At 62.1% G+C, this 17,415-nt stretch carries 17 protein-coding genes; 7 read left to right on the plus strand and 10 right to left on the minus strand.

Features of this window, described 5'->3' with window-relative positions; translation table 11 throughout:
- Positions 1 to 31 precede the first annotated feature (31 nt).
- Genes NL528_RS40580 through rclC form a run of 3 tightly spaced genes read left to right on the plus strand, consistent with a single transcriptional unit; the run spans position 32 to position 1,223 of the window.
- A complete protein-coding gene (locus NL528_RS40580) occupies positions 32 to 175 on the plus strand; it encodes a hypothetical protein (protein ID WP_309179927.1) in 144 nt (47 codons plus the stop codon).
- 52 nt (positions 176 to 227) lie between these two features.
- Positions 228 to 587 carry a carboxymuconolactone decarboxylase family protein gene (locus tag NL528_RS40585; protein ID WP_375143940.1) on the plus strand — a complete coding sequence of 120 codons (360 nt, stop codon included), beginning with the start codon at positions 228 to 230 and terminating at the stop codon, positions 585 to 587.
- A gap of 9 nt (positions 588 to 596) precedes the next feature.
- Positions 597 to 1,223 carry a reactive chlorine resistance membrane protein RclC gene (rclC, locus tag NL528_RS40590; protein WP_309179928.1) on the plus strand — a complete coding sequence of 209 codons (627 nt, stop codon included), beginning with the start codon at positions 597 to 599 and terminating at the stop codon, positions 1,221 to 1,223.
- 209 nt (positions 1,224 to 1,432) lie between these two features.
- Here rclC and NL528_RS40595 read toward each other — a convergent pair whose 3' ends face one another.
- Positions 1,433 to 2,140 carry a TetR/AcrR family transcriptional regulator gene (locus tag NL528_RS40595; protein WP_309179929.1) on the minus strand — a complete coding sequence of 236 codons (708 nt, stop codon included), beginning with the start codon at positions 2,138 to 2,140 and terminating at the stop codon, positions 1,433 to 1,435.
- Positions 2,141 to 2,322: 182 nt separating this feature from the next.
- Between NL528_RS40595 and NL528_RS40600 the strand changes: the two genes are divergently transcribed.
- Together NL528_RS40600 and NL528_RS40605 are read left to right on the plus strand one after the other, a co-directional pair.
- Positions 2,323 to 3,648, plus strand: a complete 1,326-nt coding sequence (locus NL528_RS40600) for an efflux RND transporter periplasmic adaptor subunit (protein WP_309179930.1) — start codon at positions 2,323 to 2,325, stop codon at positions 3,646 to 3,648.
- The gene (locus NL528_RS40605) at positions 3,645 to 5,228 is read left to right on the plus strand and encodes a DHA2 family efflux MFS transporter permease subunit (RefSeq protein ID WP_309179931.1); all 1,584 of its coding nucleotides are present in this window, start codon (positions 3,645 to 3,647) and stop codon (positions 5,226 to 5,228) included. The genes NL528_RS40600 and NL528_RS40605 overlap by 4 nt, the downstream gene beginning before the upstream one ends.
- Before the next feature lie 323 nt (positions 5,229 to 5,551).
- Here the strand turns inward: NL528_RS40605 and NL528_RS40610 are convergent, their stop codons facing one another.
- The 7 genes from NL528_RS40610 to NL528_RS40635 all read right to left on the minus strand — a co-directional run bounded on the left by NL528_RS40610 (position 5,552) and on the right by NL528_RS40635 (position 14,153).
- Positions 5,552 to 6,397: a carbohydrate ABC transporter permease gene (locus tag NL528_RS40610; protein ID WP_309179932.1), complete on the minus strand. Its 846-nt coding sequence runs from the start codon at positions 6,395 to 6,397 to the stop codon at positions 5,552 to 5,554.
- 1 nt (position 6,398) lies between these two features.
- On the minus strand, positions 6,399 to 7,331 hold the full coding sequence (locus NL528_RS40615; protein WP_309179933.1) for a sugar ABC transporter permease: 933 nt from the start codon (positions 7,329 to 7,331) through the stop codon (positions 6,399 to 6,401).
- Complete coding sequence (locus tag NL528_RS40620; protein WP_309179934.1) at positions 7,328 to 8,269, minus strand: ABC transporter ATP-binding protein; 942 nt, start codon at positions 8,267 to 8,269, stop codon at positions 7,328 to 7,330. The genes NL528_RS40615 and NL528_RS40620 overlap by 4 nt, the downstream gene beginning before the upstream one ends.
- Before the next feature lie 261 nt (positions 8,270 to 8,530).
- Positions 8,531 to 9,823 (minus strand): extracellular solute-binding protein, encoded by a 1,293-nt coding sequence (locus NL528_RS40625; protein WP_309185210.1) that lies wholly within the window; start codon positions 9,821 to 9,823, stop codon positions 8,531 to 8,533.
- A gap of 335 nt (positions 9,824 to 10,158) precedes the next feature.
- On the minus strand, positions 10,159 to 10,203 hold the full coding sequence (locus NL528_RS47375) for a hypothetical protein (protein ID WP_375144107.1): 45 nt from the start codon (positions 10,201 to 10,203) through the stop codon (positions 10,159 to 10,161).
- Positions 10,204 to 10,710: 507 nt separating this feature from the next.
- On the minus strand, positions 10,711 to 12,219 hold the full coding sequence (locus tag NL528_RS40630) for a hypothetical protein (protein WP_309179935.1): 1,509 nt from the start codon (positions 12,217 to 12,219) through the stop codon (positions 10,711 to 10,713).
- Positions 12,220 to 12,560: 341 nt separating this feature from the next.
- Positions 12,561 to 14,153: an ATP-binding protein gene (locus NL528_RS40635; RefSeq protein ID WP_309179936.1), complete on the minus strand. Its 1,593-nt coding sequence runs from the start codon at positions 14,151 to 14,153 to the stop codon at positions 12,561 to 12,563.
- A 364-nt stretch (positions 14,154 to 14,517) separates the two neighbouring features.
- Here NL528_RS40635 and NL528_RS40640 point away from each other — a divergent pair, with 364 nt between their 5' ends.
- Positions 14,518 to 15,336, plus strand: coding sequence for an SDR family oxidoreductase (locus NL528_RS40640; RefSeq protein WP_309179937.1), 819 nt, complete (start codon positions 14,518 to 14,520; stop codon positions 15,334 to 15,336).
- A gap of 564 nt (positions 15,337 to 15,900) precedes the next feature.
- Entirely contained in the window at positions 15,901 to 16,146 is a 246-nt protein-coding gene (locus tag NL528_RS40645) for a hypothetical protein (RefSeq protein ID WP_309179938.1), read from the plus strand.
- Here the strand turns inward: NL528_RS40645 and NL528_RS40650 are convergent, their stop codons facing one another.
- Positions 16,147 to 16,506 carry a hypothetical protein gene (locus NL528_RS40650; RefSeq protein WP_309179939.1) on the minus strand — a complete coding sequence of 120 codons (360 nt, stop codon included), beginning with the start codon at positions 16,504 to 16,506 and terminating at the stop codon, positions 16,147 to 16,149. It lies immediately after the preceding gene.
- Positions 16,507 to 16,643: 137 nt separating this feature from the next.
- Positions 16,644 to 17,333, minus strand: a complete 690-nt coding sequence (locus tag NL528_RS40655) for a hypothetical protein (protein WP_309179940.1) — start codon at positions 17,331 to 17,333, stop codon at positions 16,644 to 16,646.
- Positions 17,334 to 17,415 lie beyond the last annotated feature (82 nt).

Below are 17,415 nucleotides of genomic sequence, written 5' to 3' on the forward strand. Positions count from 1 at the left end.
CTCAAAGCATCGAATGAATGAGGAGAATGTAATGCGGATGCGCCAACCCAAGCGCGGAGTTCAGACGCGCAACGATCACAAATACGCGATCAAGAAAACATTCATCGGCGGCGCCCTTGCATTGCTGGTCCTGGCTTTTCCCGCTCGCGCCTCGGCGCGCGACGCGGAGCGCTGAACACAGTCACCGTTCATTCCGCGTTTCACATCGCATCGAAGAGGAGAGCGTCATGCACATGCTGGATTGGAATACATATCGGCAGCAGCTTGTCGCCGGGGTCGGCGGCTTCGGCAAGCTCAACCCCGATATCATCAAGGGCTACACCACCCTGAGCCGGGCCGGCCCGAAGGTCGGTCACCTCGATGAAAAGACCCGCGAACTCGTCGCGCTTGCGGTCGCCATAACCCTGCGCTGCGACGGCTGCATCACGGTACATACCGCGGCGGCCCGGGAACGGGGTGCGACCAGGGAAGAGATAGCCGAAGTGCTGGGTGTTGCGGTCTCCGTCAATGCCGGCGCGGCCGTCGTCTATTCCACCCGCGCGCTCGACGCATTCGACGCCGCCGCCGAAATCAATCCCAACGCCTGAGGAGAACTCATGATCGGCTATCTTCGTCTGCCGCTTTCCTGGATCGCTCATTCCGATCGGGTCGGCATCCCGCTGATGCGCGTCGCCATCGCGATCGTCTTCCTGTGGATCGGCGCGCTCAAATTCGCGCCCTATGAAGCCGACAGCATCACCCCCTTCGTCGCCAACAGCCCGTTTATGTCGTTCTTCTACGAGCATCCGGCCGACTACAAGGCGCACCTCACGCACGAGGGTGAGTTGAAGCCGGCCGAGCGGGCTTGGCAGACCGCGAATAATACCTATGGCTTTTCCGACGGGCTCGGAACCATGGAGATAACGATCGGCCTGCTGACGCTGCTGGGCGTGTTCTCGCGCCGATGGGGCATCTTGGGCGCAACGCTCTCGTTCCTGACGCCATTCGTGACGTTGTCTTTCCTGATCACGACGCCAGACGCGTGGGTCTCGGCGCTTGGCGATGCGCAGCACGGTTTCCCTTATCTGTCAGGCGGCGGTCGGCTCGTGCTGAAGGATGTAATCATGCTGGTCGGCGGTCTGCTGATCATGGCCGACAGCGCCCGCGCCTTCCTTGAGGCGCGCCCTTTCGCCAAACTTCAGACGATGACCGCCAGCAAGACCTCCACCGCCCCGGCCGAGTGAGCGCAGCCAACGCGAGCCCCTCGCACAAGCGCATCGTCCGAGGCTCGCCGCTGTGGCTGCGGGCCTCGAAGGATGTGCGCGGCAATAATGCTGCATCGTCGAGGCCCCGAAAAATCCCTCGCGAGGCGCTGAATCAGGCCATCAAGATTTGCGCGCGGGCGCAGTGACGGTGGCCTGTGCTTCTGAGCTTTCTCCTAAGCCAAAGCCGATCACCTGATGCCGCCATTCCGGCACGCACTAAGAAAGAAAGCGACCCTTTGCGAGACATGGGGGCCGATCTCGGCATGCAGGGTCTTTTGATGCTCTCCCGATAAGGCACGCATGAGCTGGGGCAGGAGGATCAAATCGATGAAATATCGCGCCGTCATCGCGAGCCGGCCGGGATCGAATGCCGGGAAAGTCTCAACCTCACTGGATTCTGCCACCTCGCCCAATAGCCGCATCATGATCTCAGTACCCCGCTCGCGCGTCATGCGGATCACGATGCCCCCGAGATCCGGAAAGCGGCGTGCCTCGGCGATGGACAGGCGCAGCAAGTTGATCCACTCCGGCGTCAGAGCTTCTTGCAAGAGGATCACACCAACGCTTGCCAGGCGCTCGTCAATCGTTGTGCCGGAGGGCGAATAACTCTCGAGCTGGGCCTGCTTGGCGATGACGTACCTGGTGACCGCGGCAGTGAAGAGCGCCTTCTTGTCACGGAACCGCGCATAGATCGTCGGCTTGCCTGAGCGCGCAACATCGGCGATCTCCTCAATACTCGCGCCTTCAAATCCGCGATCGAGAAACACTTTGCGGGCCGCATCGAGGATGCGCTCCTCGACCTCGCCCGCGATTTCGTTGGGCGGGCGGCCGGACCGTCCGGGTGCGCGCGTCACGGAACGCGCTTTCGTTGGTGAAGTCCTGGCCATTTCAATCATCCTCAGTCTGCAAATTGTGAGCCTGCGTCCGGCGAAGCTGCCCGGCGCGGGATCTCTAAGCTTTTAACACAATCTTGTGAAAAGAACGATACTGTTCCGTTCATATATTGCGCCAGGTGTTTCGGCGCTATATAGAAGAACGGAACGGTTCCGTTTCGATCTTTGCATAGGAGTTACCTATCATGCTGAAGCGCAATGACCAGCAAGTGCTCCACGAAGTTGAAAGCCCGCAATTCGCTCCGGGTTCGCCAGATGGGCCAGCGGACGGTGCCCTCGCACATCGTCCGCCCCTGAAAGAGAAGCCTGAAACCGAGGCGCCGTCGAGCCGGGAGCGCCCGGCCGGCGAGCCGCAGAAACCGGACTTGCCCGCTGAGACAGACGAGCAGCCCACGCCACCCAACGTGAGCAGCGGAGAGCCCCGCAAGGGTTTCCGGCGCCGGCACCCCGTCGCGGTTGTGATTGGCTCGGTCCTCTTCGTGCTGGCGGCAGGGGGCGGCTATGCTTACTGGAACTACGCTTCCGATTTCGAATCGACCGACGATGCCTTCATCGCGGCGCGCCAGATCGCCATCGCTCCGAAGGTGACGGGCTACGTCACGCAAGTGCCGGTCACCGACAACCAGCACGTCGCGGCGGGGGCCGTGATCGCGCGCATTGATGACCGCGACTACCGCATCGCGCTCGAGCAAGCGAGCGCACAGGTGGCTGCCGCGCAAGCTACCATAGAGAATATCAACGCGCAGATTGCCGTGCAGCAGGCGCAAATCAAATCGAGCGAGGCTCAGGTCGAGCAGGCGCAGGCGACGCTGGTGTTTGCGCAACAACAATCGGATCGCTACGAGGAACTCGCTCAAAGAGGCGCAGGCACTGTACAAAATGCTCAGCAATATAGCTCGCAGCTGCTTCAGCAGCAGGCGGCCCTCAAGAGTGCGCAAGCGGCTCTGACCGTTGCACAACGGCAAATCGAGTCCTTGAAGGCGCAGCGCAGCAGCGCAGAGGCGAGCCTCGCGCAAGCGGTCGCGCAACGCGATCAGGCGCAACTCAATCTGTCCTACACGACCGTCACCGCCGCTCAGGCCGGCCGCGTGGTCAACCTCACGGCATCGCCCGGCGAATTTGCCCAGGCGGGTACCAACCTTACCATGTTCGTTCCGGATGAAATCTGGGTTACGGCGAACTTCAAGGAGACTCAACTCGATTCCATGCGGCCGGGCCAGCCCGCGTCAATGCATATCGATGCCTATCCGAACCGCGCCATTCGCGGCCACGTCGCGAGCGTTCAGCCTGGGTCCGGGACAGCGTTCTCGCTGCTTCCAGCGGAAAACGCGACCGGCAACTACGTCAAGGTCATCCAACGCGTGCCGGTGAAGATCATCATCGACAATCCACCGACCGATGTTGCGCTCGGCCCCGGTATGTCGGTGGTGCCGCGCGTGCGGATTAACTCCGAGCCTTCGCTGTACGAGCGGCTGGCCTCATCTATCGACCACCTGCGGAGGCACGCATGAGCGCCGATGAGGGAGCCGGTAAAGGCCTGGCGACCACAGCTACGGAAGCCGTCAATCCGTGGTTGATTGCCGTCGTGGTAGCGCTGGCGGCGTTCATGGAAGTTCTCGACACCACGATCGCCAATGTCGCGCTGAATTACATTGCGGGTGGCCTCGGCGTCAGCGAGGACGAAGCGTCCTGGGTGGTAACCACCTATCTCGTCGCCAATGCCATTATTGTCACAGCGACCGGCTTTTTGGCTAACCGCTTTGGCCGCAAGACGTTCTTCCTTGTCTGCCTCGGTTTGTTTACAGCGAGCTCGGTGCTCTGCGGAATGGCCTGGAATCTTCAGGCGCTTCTTATGTTTCGTCTCCTGCAGGGTTTCGGCGGCGGCGGCATGGTGCCCGTGGCACAATCGATCCTCGCGGATTCCTTCCCGCCGGCGAAGCGCGGTCAAGCTTTCGCGCTGTTCGGTGTTGCGGTCGTCGTCGCCCCGGTCGTCGGACCGACCCTTGGCGGCTGGCTCTCCGACAATGCTTCCTGGCAATGGTGCTTCCTGATCAACGGACCGGTGGGCCTGGTGTCGATGGTGCTCGTCTATATGCTCGTGAAGGACGTGCGGTCGGCGGGCAGCAGTGTTCGCTTCGATTGGGGCGGCTTTATTCTCGTCGCCGCCTTCCTGGGCGCGCTCGAATTCATATTGGACCGCGGGCAGCAGGACGACTGGTTCGGATCGAATTTCATCATCACCTTCACATGCATCTCGGGGCTCGCGGCCTTGCTGTTGATCCCGTGGGAAGCCGGCCGTCGGAATCCTGTCGTTGACCTCAGGATGATGGCCACCCGCCAGTTCGGATCATGCTTTCTGGTGATGCTGGCAACTGGGGCGATCCTGTTGGCTACTACGCAGTTCCTGCCGCAGCTGGTGCAGGGGAGTTTCGGCTACACCGCGACATGGGCCGGCCTTGTCCTCTCGCCAGGCGGCGTCGTGACGCTGGTGATGATGTTCGTCACGGGTCAGCTGTCGAGCCGGGTCCAGCCCAAATACCTGATCGCCATCGGAGCTACCATCATCGCACTCTCTATGTACGTCATGACCAATATCAACCCTGATTCGGGTTTCTGGTTCTTCGTGCAGGCACGCATGCTGACCAGTGTCGGACTGCCGCTGGTTTTCGTCCCGATCATGGCCGCTTCCTATGACGGCATTCCCCCGCACAAGACCGACCTGGCCTCCGCGCTGCTCAATGCGGCGCGTAATACCGGTGGCTCGATCGGCGTGTCGCTCGCCTCGAACGTGCTCGCGCACCGCGGGCAGTTTCATCAGAGCTCCCTCGCTTCGCACGCTATCCCGTCAGGCATCCCGTATCAGGAGACTATGCAGCAGCTGATGCACTATTTTGCCGCCCAGGGCAGCTCAATAGGGCAAGCCCAGCAACAAGCCATCGCCTGGATTGGCCAGCAGATCCAGGCGCAGGCATCGTTGCTGGCCTATGTAGATGTGTTTTGGACGCTGATGCTGGTATCGGCCTCCGCCGTGCCGCTCGCCCTGCTCTTGCGAAAGGTGAAGTTGGGAGGGGAAGTTCATCTGGGGCACTGACATCTAGTTCGTCCCCCCATGCAGTACCGCAGACATGATTGCAATTGCAGATGAGGTCATCGAATGAAGCGCCGCGTTGTCTGAGTTTGGCACTTTTGAGACATGCTGACAGGCCCCGAGCATGTCTGCTTACCGGGGAAGACCGGAAGTCACCGTCGGGTAGTCAAAACGACGCGAATGCCCCAACTCGGTCATGTTGCGGTCAAAGCATGTACTGTTGTGCAATTGCGCGTCATCCCGCCTGAATTCTCCGTCGACCTCGCAGTTGATGGGCTCGCGGCACCGGGAGCCGTGCGTGGTAGGCGCAGCACGGAAATCGCCGATTATTTGACCGCGCCGCCTGTGATGCCGCTGATGAAGCGGTCCAAAAAAAGATTGTAAGCGATCGCCACCGGAACGCTGGAAATGAGCGCCGCTCCCATCAATTCGCCCCAATAAAAAATATCTCCGCGGATCAAATCTGTCGCGACTCCCAAAGTAACCGGCTTCTCGCTGGAAGAGGAGATGAAGGTCAGCGCGTACACGAACTCCTGCACCGTTAGCGTGAACGCAAAGATCACTACGGTCAGAATGGCAGGCACCGAAAGAGGAAGGACCGTTTTCACGAATGCTCCCACGACAGTGCAGCCGTCGACGATGGCGGCCTCCTCGATCTCGCGCGGCACCGACTTGAAGAAGCCCATCAGCAGCCAGGTGCAGAACGGGATGGTGAAAGTGGGGTAGACGACGACAAGAGCCCACAGGCTGTCCTGCAATCCGAGCAATGTGATCACCCGCGCGAGAGGCAGGAACAGAAGCGTCGGCGGCACCAGATAGGTCAGGAAGATCCCGATGCTCAGATTTTCGCCGCTACGGCCCGGCATCCGCGCCAGCCCATAGCCGGCTGGCAGGGCCACGAGAAGAGTGATAGCCACCACACAAAGCCCGATAAGCGCGCTATTGGACAGCCACTGCACGAACAGCGTGTCTTCAAACAAATACTTGAGATGCTCGAGCGTGGGCGGCGCGTTGAACCAATAAGGGATGGACTTGAGATTGTAGAGGTCGCCGTCCGTCTTGAAGGTGGTGATCAGCATCCAATAGAAGGGAAACGCGGCGAACACGACCAGAGTGATCACCGCGGCATAGAACGAACTCTGCCCAACTACTTTTCCGGCAAGCCGCGGCATGTCAAATCTCCCGCCGCCGCAGCGACCGCAACAGCAGGATCACCGCGACCAAGAGGAAGGGAAACAGGAACAGACAAATGGCCGCTCCGTGAGCGACATCGCCCGAGAGGATGCCCACCTGGAACGCCAGCGTGCCGAGCACCTGCGTGCTGTTGATCGGTCCGCCCTTCGTCAGCAAATAGACGACGCTGAGATCCGTGAAGGTGAACACGGTGCCAAAGATCACAGCGATCATGATGATCGGGGCGATGATCGGCAGGATGATCTGATAGTTGCGCCGCCAGAAGCCCGCACCGTCGATCGTGGCGGCATCGAGCACATCCTGCGGCACCGACGTGAATCCGGCAAGGAAGATCACGACGCCGAAAGGAAACAACCGCCAGGCATGCACGACCGCCACGGCAATCATCGCCAAATCCTCTTGCCCCAGCCATTGTGGCCGGTGTGCCGCGTCGATCAATCCTGCCGCGACCAGCGTCCAGTTGATGACGCTGTAGAGAGAGTCGAACATCCACACCCAGGCCAGCGTCGCCAGTGACACCGGTACTGCCCAGGGCAGAACGATAAGTGCGCGGGCAAGCCGGCGCCCCGGGAACTCCTGCATGAGGAGCATGGCGCCGATCTTGCCGAGCAGCAGGCCGATGATTTGGGCACTGATCGTGAAGATGAGGGTGTTGGCCAATGTGCGCCGGAAGATCTCGCTGTCGATGACCTCGCGGAAGTTCTTCAACCCGACAAACGTGTAGCTCGGATTGAAGATGCTGTAGGCGCTGACGCTGTAATACAGCGCAAGCAGGAATGGCAGCCCGACGAGCACGACGACATAAAGGATCGCGGGCATGATGAACAGCGGCCCGAGCACCTCGAGCCGATCGAACGTAAACCGCGATCGCGCCAGCCGACGGGGCGCGGCTGCCTGGGCGATCACGCTCATCGAGCTTGCTCCTTGGTGCTGACGGTACGCCGACCGTCCCGGTCGAAATAGCGTAGCTCAGCTTCCCGAACCGCAAATTTGTGCCATTCACCGGCGCGGATGCCAGACAGCGGAACGTGGGCCGGCAGCTTCGCCGTGACTTCGCGCTTTGCCCGGAAGCCATCCAACGCGCCGTACAAGATACGCTCCGATCCGAGATACTCCATGCGATCAATGCGGAAGGGCAGCTCGGAGAGAGCGGCTCCGTCGAGCATCTCCCGCGGCAGGAAATGCTCCGGCCGAAAGCCCAAGAGTCCACCGGTATGCTCGACCAGGTTCATGGGCGGGGTCCCGAGGAAACTCGCGACAAAATCGTCGGCGGGGTGGTCGTAAATCTCGCTTGGAGTTCCGACTTGTCGGAGCTTGCCATGGTCGATAACCGCGATGCGGTCGCCCATGCCCATGGCCTCGACCTGGTCGTGCGTGACGTAAATGGTGGTCGTTTCCACCTTCTGCTGGAACTGCTTCAGCTCACTGCGCGCGCTTGCCCGTAGCTTCGCGTCCAGATTGGACAGCGGTTCATCTAGAAGGAACACGGTTGGATTGCGTACGAGCGCGCGGGCCAGCGCCACACGCTGGCGCTCGCCTCCCGAAAGCTGGCGGGGACGCCGGTGAAGCAGGCCGTCGATGCCGAGCAGGCCGGCGGCCCAGTCCACCTTGCGCTTGATCTCGGGCCGTGGTGTGCCCTGCGTCTTCAGCGGAAATGCAATGTTGTTGGCGACAGTCAGGTGCGGATAGAGGCCGTAGCTCTGAAACACCATTGCCACACCACGCGCGCGCGGCGTGATGTCATTGACGATTTCGTCGTTGATCAGGACGTCGCCGGAGGTTTGCCGCTCGAGACCGGCGATGATCCTCAGGAAGGTGGTCTTGCCGCAACCCGATGGACCGAGCAGCACCAGAAACTCACCGTCGCGGACCGATAGACTGACACCATCGACGGCAGCGACGTCACCGAAGTCCTTCCTGATGTCTTTGGTAGTAACCGCGGCCATCTGGACTTCCTCGATGCCTTAGCAAGGAACGTCTAAAGCTGCCCCTCCACGGCCGGCAGGCTGCAGTTGCCTTGCCGGATCGGTATCAACTTTCGCCAGTATAACGGAAGCGCTGACGTTTCGTGAGGCGAGCAACTCTCTCCGCCCGCCCTTGTTCGCATCGGTTCATGCTGCCGACCACTTCCTGTAGATCAGCTCGATCTCTTTCTGCGCCCAGGCGACCGCCTCTTCTGGCGTCGCTTTGTCGGTCGCGGCCTTGGCCATCATGTCGACGAGGATGAAATTGTCCGCGACCTCGTCCGAGGCCGGTCCGGCCGGTCCCGGATAGCCATAAGTAGCGTGCCACTCATTGACGGTCTCCAGCACCTGCAGCTTGTCGGCCGGGTGTGAGGTTGGGTCGTTCGACAAGATCGGCATGGGCTTGGGCACGCTGTTCTCGAACAGCGGATGATTGTAGCCCGTGCTGGCCTCGAAGACTGCCACCCAATTGCCAGTCCAGTAGCGCAGGAACTCAATTGCCGTGTCCTTGTTACGCGCGAAACGCCAGACGACGTAGGAGTTGGGCGCTCCACACGCCAACCTGCGCACAGGGCCGGCTGGCGTCTTCCAGACGTAGATCTTGTCGGCCAATTCGGGGCTGGACTTCTGTATCGACCGGTATGCGGAGATCGGGTTGTGAATCCATGATCCTCGACCGGCCGCCAGATACCGGTTATTGCTGGCATCGTCCCAGGACAGAACTTCCGGTTCCATGGCGTCTTTATAAACGGCGCGAACAAGCTTCACGACCTCGAGCGTCTCTTTTGAGTTGAGGGTGACCCGCTTGCCCGTTTCGTCGCATTCAGATGCACCATAGCTCCACAGCATGCTGCGGTACGAGAGATTCGGGTCGACGGAGTGCCCAAGCCCAATACCAATCGGGGTGCCCTTCGCCTTCAGCTTGGCCCCACCGACGCGGATATCTTCCCAGGTATCGGGGTTCATCCCGATCTCGTCCCACAGGTCCTTCCGGTAAAGGCCGGGGAAGCTGATGTAGTAGGCCGGAAGGGCGCTCCACACCTTCGTACCCTCGTTGTACGCGATCTGACGACCGATCTGCTGGACCTTGCCCTGCTTCTTCTCCACCTCGCTGACGAGACTGCTGAGATCGACGACATGCTTTTCGTACAAATGCGGGCCGCCCGATCCGTTGAAGGCAAAAATGTCATGTCCGGCTCCAGCAGAAACCTCGGCCGCGGCGCGCGCCGGCAACTCCAGATGCGGGATGTGATCAACGGTTACGGTGAAGCCGTTCTTCTTGCCCCACTCCGTTGCAAAACCATCGAACCACTTATCGTACTGCGGCACGAAATGGCTCCACTGGAGAATCTTTAGCGTCTTGGCCTGTGCAAGAGCGGTAGAGACAAATGGCGACGAAACCGCCGGCGCCAGACCCGCAGCTGCAGCCGCGGCGCCCACCTGCTTCAAGAACCCGCGTCGTGTGACGGCTGACGTGGAAATTTTTCGTCCTGACCGCATGTTTGCCTCCTCCTGACAAGTCATTGTCTTGACGGCAAGGGCTCTTTCGCAGGCTGGCGCTGAAAAGGCCTTGGCCTGGTTCCTCGACTGCGGTGGGCGCCGATGTAAGAGCCTCGCCCCCTAAGTCCGCAGGCGCGCTAAAGAACTGACCTCCTGGTTGGTCCGCCCCCCAGCTGGTCCAAAGATGGTTATTCGGCCCGCGATAGGATACGTCAATACCCCGGGGCCCACCAGCAATGGCAGCTGGCTCCGACGATAGCTCGACCCCGCCTAAGTCAGTCGGCGCGCTCCACCACTGATTGGGCCCCTGTAGTATACATCAATACGCAGCGACAACCGATGGACCCGACGAGATCGCGACACCACCAAGGTCAGTCGGCGCGCTCCACCACTCTTGAGCGCGAGCCGTCACCCGATGCAAGTTATGATACTCCCTCTTCAAGCAGGGCCACAAAAAAGAATGGCGGACGTGGAGAGACATTCCGCCGCACCAGGTTGAACACTCTGGTGCTGCACCGCGACCAACGTGCACGAAAGCGCTCGGCCGAAGCCCGATCGGCCGGGGAGCCGATCGGCTTTTGCAGGCCGCAAGGACGTTAGCCGAAATCAAGAAATCAGAGAAACCTGCCGAGCACCGGTACAAACTCTCTTCGGCCGAGATCGCCGTCGTCACAGTAAGGCGGCTGCCCCAATGTCCCAACGTGGCACTTTTGAGACATGCTGACAGGCCCCGAGCATGTCCGCTTACCGGGGAAGACCGGAAGTCACCGTCGGATAGTCAAGACGACGCGAATGCCCCCAACTCGGACATCGAGGGCAGCGGATCGCTACGATACCGATGAGCCGCTGCCGGGGCCGGAAGGCATCGCACGTCTGATCGTCGCAGAGCGGGCCGCGTGATCAGCCATTGTTATTTCGGCCAGTTCGACGGCGAACAGGGACAGCATGAGCCCTACCATCGGCACTGCGGGAATCAGGTATCGCCAGACGTCGAGGGTGTGGGCGCCGGCGGCGGTCACGATCGAAACCGCCCACATCACGAGCACGATACCCGCGCGCGTCACGAAGCCGGGGCGCCGACGCCGCACAGCGGTCACCGTCCAAAACATGACGGCGATAACGAAGGCGGTAGACAATGCCCTGAACAGATAGGCGGAGATGCCTGGGAGATCGGACAACAGGCCGATCCGAACCGGTTCGCCTTGCAGATCGATCGGCTGAGCCGCCCGGCCATGCCGCATCATCATGTCGGACACGTGCGGCACGTCGTCGGTCGACACCGGTATGGCAGGGTCGAGTCCGTAAGCCGGCCATGCGACCGAGACCCCATAGGCCATCTGGCGGACGAACTTGCCCGCGTAGGCCAGCGGCCGGTCACGCACGGCGGCCAGGAAGATGCGCCGATAGGCTGCGGCCGCGCCTGCGGCGTTCCCGGCACCGCCGGCGACGTCTCGATCCAGTGCGGTGTCGAAGAGGCACGCGTCGCCGAAGAACCCGAGCACGGACCAGCGACCCGGCTCCGCCGCGAAGTCGGCGGCAAGCCGCGCCATCGTGACGTCCGCGCTGTCGCCGGCCGCCGACACGATCTCGCGTCGCGCCGCATCGCTTGCAAGCACGATGTTCAAGTGATTGCAGAACAGTGTCTTGGGGACGAACACGACCGAGGCTTGGTCGGAGTCGGAAGCCACGAACCGGGAACCGACGGCGAGCAGTGCCAGCGCTGCCGCGACGGACACGGCAATCACAGCAAGGCGCGCGGATGTGTCTGGCCGGGCGAGGCGGGCGCCCACCACGATGGCGACGATTGGGACCAGGATTCCCTGCGACCTGAAGCACGCCGCGAGCGCCGCCCACAGGACGGAGGCAGCGACCGCGCAGCATCGCGCCGTTTTGCCGACGCAGGTGGCAACGAGCAATCCAGCCGTCGCCAGATTGAGGAAGACCGCAAACAGAAGCTCCGCGGTGAGGACGTTCCTGAACAGCAGCAGGCCCGGATACGTCGCCACGAGGATGATCGGCACGAGCCCACCGGCGTTGCGCGTCGCCGCATGGGCGGTTGCCGCAAGCGCCAGCATCAGGACGGCCCACGCCGCCTGCTGCAGGCGCACCACCGTTCCGAGGTCGCCTCCGAACGCAAACGTCACGGCCAGGAACGCCGGGTAGCCCGGATCGCGCCCACCCGCCACGGTCGGCCTTCCAGCCTCGAGCGTGCGAAGCGCAGATTCCACGAAGGACGGCGTGTCGCCCCAGATGACCGGGACCGCCGGCCTGAACGATACCACGATCGCCAGCAGCAGCGCGGCCCACGCCAGCACGGCCCATGGCCCCGGGGACACGACGCCGCCCCGGGGGGCGGCTTCGCCCGTCGTACGCGCTGGAGATTCGCGGTCGGACCGCACGATATCGCCGTCCACACGGGATGAAGTTCGAATACCGCCCCCGGTTCACGCTAGACCAAAACGATCTGCAAGACCATCGGAGGGCACGGCGCGCTCCCGTTCGTGACGACGCGCGACCGCCCCTCTTGCCGCGAAAGGATGGGGCGAGCTGGTCGCGCTGATTTGCCCGACGGGACCAGCGGAATTTTGCCCGTCGGGTTAATTTGTCGCAGCCGGTGTGCGTCAGGAAAAGCCGTGCACGCGCCGTGCCCAGACCGACGACCGCCATCCCGAAGAATTCACGATGCCAGCGCGGTCCGTATCATCCGCGCGAGATCGGAGCTGAGGTAGGGCTTCGGCAACAGCAGCACGCCAGCGTCGAGCCGGCCATGATGTACGATGGCGTTCTCGGTATAGCCGGACGTATAAAGCACCTTGAGTCCCGCGCGCCGTTTCAGCGCCTCGGTCGCGAGCTGACGGCCATTCAGTCCCCCGGGGATGATCACGTCAGTGAACAAGAGATCGATGCGTTCGGGACCATCGATGATTATCAGCGCCTCGGCGGCATTGCCGGCGCCCAGCGTGTGGTACCCAAAACGGCTGATCTGCGTCACGACGTATTCGCGGACCAGCGCATCGTCCTCGACAATCAGGATGGATTCGTCGCCGTGTTCGCCCCCGGAGATGCCGGTTTCGGCGGCCGGCGCGGCCGGGACCCCCGCGGCCTCCGGCAGGTAAAGCTTCACGGTGGTGCCGTGGCCCTCCTCGCTGTAGATCTTGATATGTCCGTTCGACTGTTTGACGAAGCCGTAGACCATGCTGAGACCGAGCCCCGATCCCTTTCCGACGTCCTTGGTGGTGAAGAATGGTTCAAACACCTTGTCGAGCAGGCTGCCGGGGATTCCCTCCCCTGTGTCGCTTACCGCGATCATGACGTAGTTGCCGGGCTTAACCTCGCTGTTCATGCTGGCGTAGTTCTCGTCGAGCACGACATTCTTGGTTTCGAGCGTCAGCTTGCCGCCGTTCGGCATGGCGTCACGCGCATTCAGTGCGAGGTTCAGGATCGCGGTCGAGAGCTGACTGGGATCAATCAGGGCCGGCGCGGAATCGTGCGCCAGCATCGATTCGATTTCGATCTGTTCGCCGAGGGTCGGTCGCAGCAACCCCGCCGCATCGATGACCAGGGCGTTGACGTCGGTGTTGCGCGGCTGCAGCGGCTGTCGACGGGCGAAGGCCAGCAGACGCTGGGTCAGATCGGCCCCCCTTGCTGCGGCGGCGCTGATCAAATCGGTGATCTGGGCGAGATGCGGACGATCCTTGACCGCATCGCCGAGGATTTCGATGGTACCGGTGATCACGGTCAGAATGTTGTTGAAGTCGTGCGCGACGCCACCGGTGAGTTGGCCGATGGCTTCCATCTTCTGCGCTTGCCGGACCTTGGCCTCGTTGGCCTCTATCTCCTGAAAACGTTTGACCATGGCCTCGGCGTTGCGCCGTTGTCGGATTTCCTCCTCAAGTGCCGTATAGGCCTGCTGAAGCTGGATGCGTGTCGGCAGCACCAGGATCCGCGGCAGCAGCAGCAGCAGTGCAGCCGTGATCCCGACTGACGTCAGCGCCAGGAAGCCTTTGGTCAGGCCCTCGATGTCGTAGGCCGGCACCCACAAAGTGAGGATCGACAGCAGTCGGGTCACCCCGCAGACCGTGGCGAAGACGGCGAATGCCCAGAATACGCCGCCGAACATGACATCGCGGCGGCGCCGCCACACGAAGAACCCGAGGACGAACGCGGTCGTAAAGAAGGCGCCGGCGACCATGGCGTCGGAGACGGCATTCAGCCAGATCAATTCCGGCGTCCACAGCAGGCACGCCCCATGCGGGATGAGCTTTGACATGTCCAGAATGTCTCCAAGACAGAGGCTGCAAGGGAGCGACGGCGATCCGATCGGCCCGCAGCGACAACAGGCAGATCATTCAGGTTTTTCCGCCAACCGCGCAAGCGCAATGCTGGCCGGCCGGGGATACTGCGGTGACTTGGGAGCCAGCGGACTGCTGCATTGCCGGAACCGGGCTAGCTGGACGCTGACGCCAGGCGCGCAAATATTGGCGGGTCTGTAGGGCGGAGCATGAAGCCGGCGCGATGACCCATCTCGGATTTTGGCCCTAGCCCGACATCGGCCCGCTGTGCTTCGATGAATGGGGCCGACGTTCCGGCGTCAGGGTTTTTTCCGCAGGCGAGACGGTGGGAGGCGACCGCTAATGACAGATCGTGAGGACGATGCCGGTTTGGCCGGCAAGGTCGCGATCGTCAGCGGCGGCGGCGCCGCCGGGGACGGGATCGGCAACGGCCGGGCTGCGGCGATTCTGTTGGCGCGCGCCGGCGCCAGGGTGGTGGTGGCCGATCTCGATCCTGGGCTTGCCAGGCGCACGGTCGAAATGATCGAGGCCGAGGGTGGCAGCGCTGCGGCGGTGGCCTGCGACGCGACCGTTGAGGCCGAATGCAAACGGCTGGTTGAGACCGCTGTCGACCGCTGGGGCCGGCTCGACTTCCTCGACAACAATGTCGGCATCGGCAGCCGAGGCAGCGTCGTCGACGAGAAGCCCGAGGAATATCGGCGCGTGATGCAGGTCAACGTCGAGACCATGTTCCTGCTTTCCAAACACGCCATTCCCGCCATGATCAAGACCGCCAAAGGCGGCGCGATCGTCAACATCTCGTCGATCTCGGCGCTGCGGCCGCGCGGACTCACCACCTACACGACCTCGAAGGCCGCGGTGATCGGACTGACCCAGGCGATGGCGGTCGATCACGGCCGCGACAACATCCGAGTCAACTGCATCTGCCCGGGTCCGATGTACACGCCGATGGTCTACGCCCGCGGCAACGGCATGAGCGAGGCGGCGCGCGCCCAACGCGCCAACGCCTCGGTGCTGAAGACGGAAGGTACCGGCTGGGACGTCGGCCACGCCGTGAAATTCCTGCTCAGCGACTACGCCCGCTATATCACCGGCCAGGTGCTGGTGGTCGACGGCGGCGTCACGCTGCAAGGTCCGGAACGCGATTCCCGAGATCGTTGATCGCGGGCTCAGGCCTGGCCGCGGCTCGCCGACTTTTGGCACGCTCGAGGCGTGTCAGCGGCCTGTCGCCTTGCCGGGAAAGAACGGAAGCGATCCGCCACGATCTTTGACCCCCAGCGGACATGCCGACCCTTCCGATTGGTGGTAGCTCCCGGGGGTAGACCGGACACGGCGAAGTAAACTGCCACTTCCGCCAATTGACCATGGCCGGAAATTTTCGAACCCAGCCGGCCGCGACGGCGTTTGAAAATTGCTGGACGCAACAAATTCCGCACCTCGTGAACATAAAACATTTGACGCGCTAAATTTTCTCTGCGTTTAGATCAGGACGTTCGCCGCAGGTGAAATTGCCTGCACTCTTGAGGACCGTCATGCGCAACGCACGCACGCACATCGCAGAGACTGCCGTCCACGTCCGGCCGCTTATTCGGCTGGCCGATTGGTCGTGCATGTCCGTGATGACACGGGGTCCGAATTTTCAGCTCGAAGCGGGGCTGATCCGCAAAGCAAGAGTGTAACTCGCGGCGCAGGGCGCTCCCTCCGCCGAACCGGCAGGAGGGCAAGATGAACGCCCACAACGACGTCAAGAGACCATCCGATCAGAGCTTGGACGGGAGGCTTGTGCCGGCAGCGGCCCGACTGCGATTTGCCGCGCGAGTTGATTTTCTCGTGGCGCGCTGGCTCGAGCGCTGCGCCACGAACGCCGAGGTCGCACAACGGTGGTTCAAGACCGACCGGAAGCCCACGCATGAGTTCGGGATGGGCGTGAGCCTTGTCGCTTCATCTCCACGTTGGGATGAAACGGCTTGATCAGCCGCAAGTCCAGGCCGGCCCGATCGGCGTCCGTGTCCAGCAAGGGCCGAAACCGCCGCCGTTATAGCGGCCGCCGTAAAAGCCGGGCCGGCCGAAATAGTGCCAGTCGCCGTCGTAGCCGTAATAGCTGGGGACCGGATCGATATACCAGGGGCGCCGGTTGGCGCGCGCCAGGCGCGAAGCCCCGGCTTTCTGGGCGTAAGCTGGAAGGCTGTTGTTCAGCGGCTGGTGATAGCCCGGCAGGAAGCCGTAGCCGTGCCAGCGTGGCGGCGGCCGCTTATGCGCCGCCGCGGCAGGTGCGACGGCCGGCAGCAGCGACAGGATGATAGCAATGAATAGAAACATCAGGCGGGACATCGGCCCACCATAGACGGCCGGTTGTCGCGAGGCGATTCAAATCTGAGTGCGCAGTCGAGCTAGCGAAACCACCACTTGACGATGCTGCACGCCTGCGCGCACGCCGGTCTATCTCACTGGGGTCCTCACCTGAGTCCTCACTTGGGTTGAGGATATGTGACCGCTTTCGCGTTGTGGTCCGCGAAATCGGGAGGCACCGAAAATGCCCCGGTTTTCAGATCGTAGACACAGTGCCAGTCCTCGATCCATGGGGCCGTTTTGTCGTCTTCGCCCTGCATGTCGAACGACAGGCTGACCACGACGTAGCGGCTGTCGGGCCAATGCTGCCCCATCCAGGCGTAGTTTTCTTCCATCCCCTTGACCAGTGCGACGAAGGCGTGATCGAGCCCATACGGGTTCTCCGGGTCGCGGTGCATCTTCTTCGAAGCCGGCGTGGTGAAGAAATAATCCCAAGCCAGATCGCCTAGCGGTTTTTTGGTCGCCGCTGAAAATCGATAGCCGTTCCGGTGGTACAAAAACAGCGTCTGCGAGCCGGATCCCAGTTTTTGCATTCGCACCAGCCACTGGCTGTCCGGGCTAAATCGAAATCCAGCCGAATAGCCAGCCAGATCGTCGCCCTCGCGGGGATTCAGCAGAAAAGCATGCCGGTGATCGGCGTCGAAGGTCCAGAACTGGAACAGCAGACCACGATCTTTCGTCTCCTTGGCGTACTGCTCCAGCCGGATTTTTTGATCGGGGGATGTGAAGACGGTGGCCTCCTGGTCCAGCTTGAAGCCGGCCCGCGGGCCATCGGCGCTGGCCGGCGCCACCGTGGCGACCGCAAGCAACAGGGCAATGCAAATTCGCAATCTCCGGTCCGACATGGCTTCCTTCCCGCCGTTTCGCGGTTAGTCGCCGATCGGGGGCTGG

The organism is Bradyrhizobium sp. Ash2021 (assembly GCF_031202265.1).
In the GTDB taxonomy this organism is placed as follows: domain Bacteria; phylum Pseudomonadota; class Alphaproteobacteria; order Rhizobiales; family Xanthobacteraceae; genus Bradyrhizobium.

Bases quoted from the DNA above. Each gene is read 5' to 3' on its own strand.
- NL528_RS40580 (WP_309179927.1), top strand. From the start codon at position 32: ATGCGGATGCGCCAACCCAAGCGCGGAGTTCAGACGCGCAACGATCAC.
- NL528_RS40615 (WP_309179933.1), bottom strand. From the start codon at position 7,331: ATGAGCGTGATCGCCCAGGCAGCCGCGCCCCGTCGGCTGGCGCGATCG.
- NL528_RS40640 (WP_309179937.1), top strand. From the start codon at position 14,518: ATGACAGATCGTGAGGACGATGCCGGTTTGGCCGGCAAGGTCGCGATC.
- NL528_RS40645 (WP_309179938.1), top strand. From the start codon at position 15,901: ATGAACGCCCACAACGACGTCAAGAGACCATCCGATCAGAGCTTGGAC.
- NL528_RS40610 (WP_309179932.1), bottom strand. From the start codon at position 6,397: ATGCCGCGGCTTGCCGGAAAAGTAGTTGGGCAGAGTTCGTTCTATGCC.
- NL528_RS40600 (WP_309179930.1), top strand. From the start codon at position 2,323: ATGCTGAAGCGCAATGACCAGCAAGTGCTCCACGAAGTTGAAAGCCCG.
- NL528_RS40605 (WP_309179931.1), top strand. From the start codon at position 3,645: ATGAGCGCCGATGAGGGAGCCGGTAAAGGCCTGGCGACCACAGCTACG.
- rclC (WP_309179928.1), top strand. From the start codon at position 597: ATGATCGGCTATCTTCGTCTGCCGCTTTCCTGGATCGCTCATTCCGAT.
- NL528_RS40650 (WP_309179939.1), bottom strand. From the start codon at position 16,506: ATGTCCCGCCTGATGTTTCTATTCATTGCTATCATCCTGTCGCTGCTG.
- NL528_RS40585 (WP_375143940.1), top strand. From the start codon at position 228: ATGCACATGCTGGATTGGAATACATATCGGCAGCAGCTTGTCGCCGGG.
- NL528_RS40635 (WP_309179936.1), bottom strand. From the start codon at position 14,153: ATGTCAAAGCTCATCCCGCATGGGGCGTGCCTGCTGTGGACGCCGGAA.
- NL528_RS40595 (WP_309179929.1), bottom strand. From the start codon at position 2,140: ATGATTGAAATGGCCAGGACTTCACCAACGAAAGCGCGTTCCGTGACG.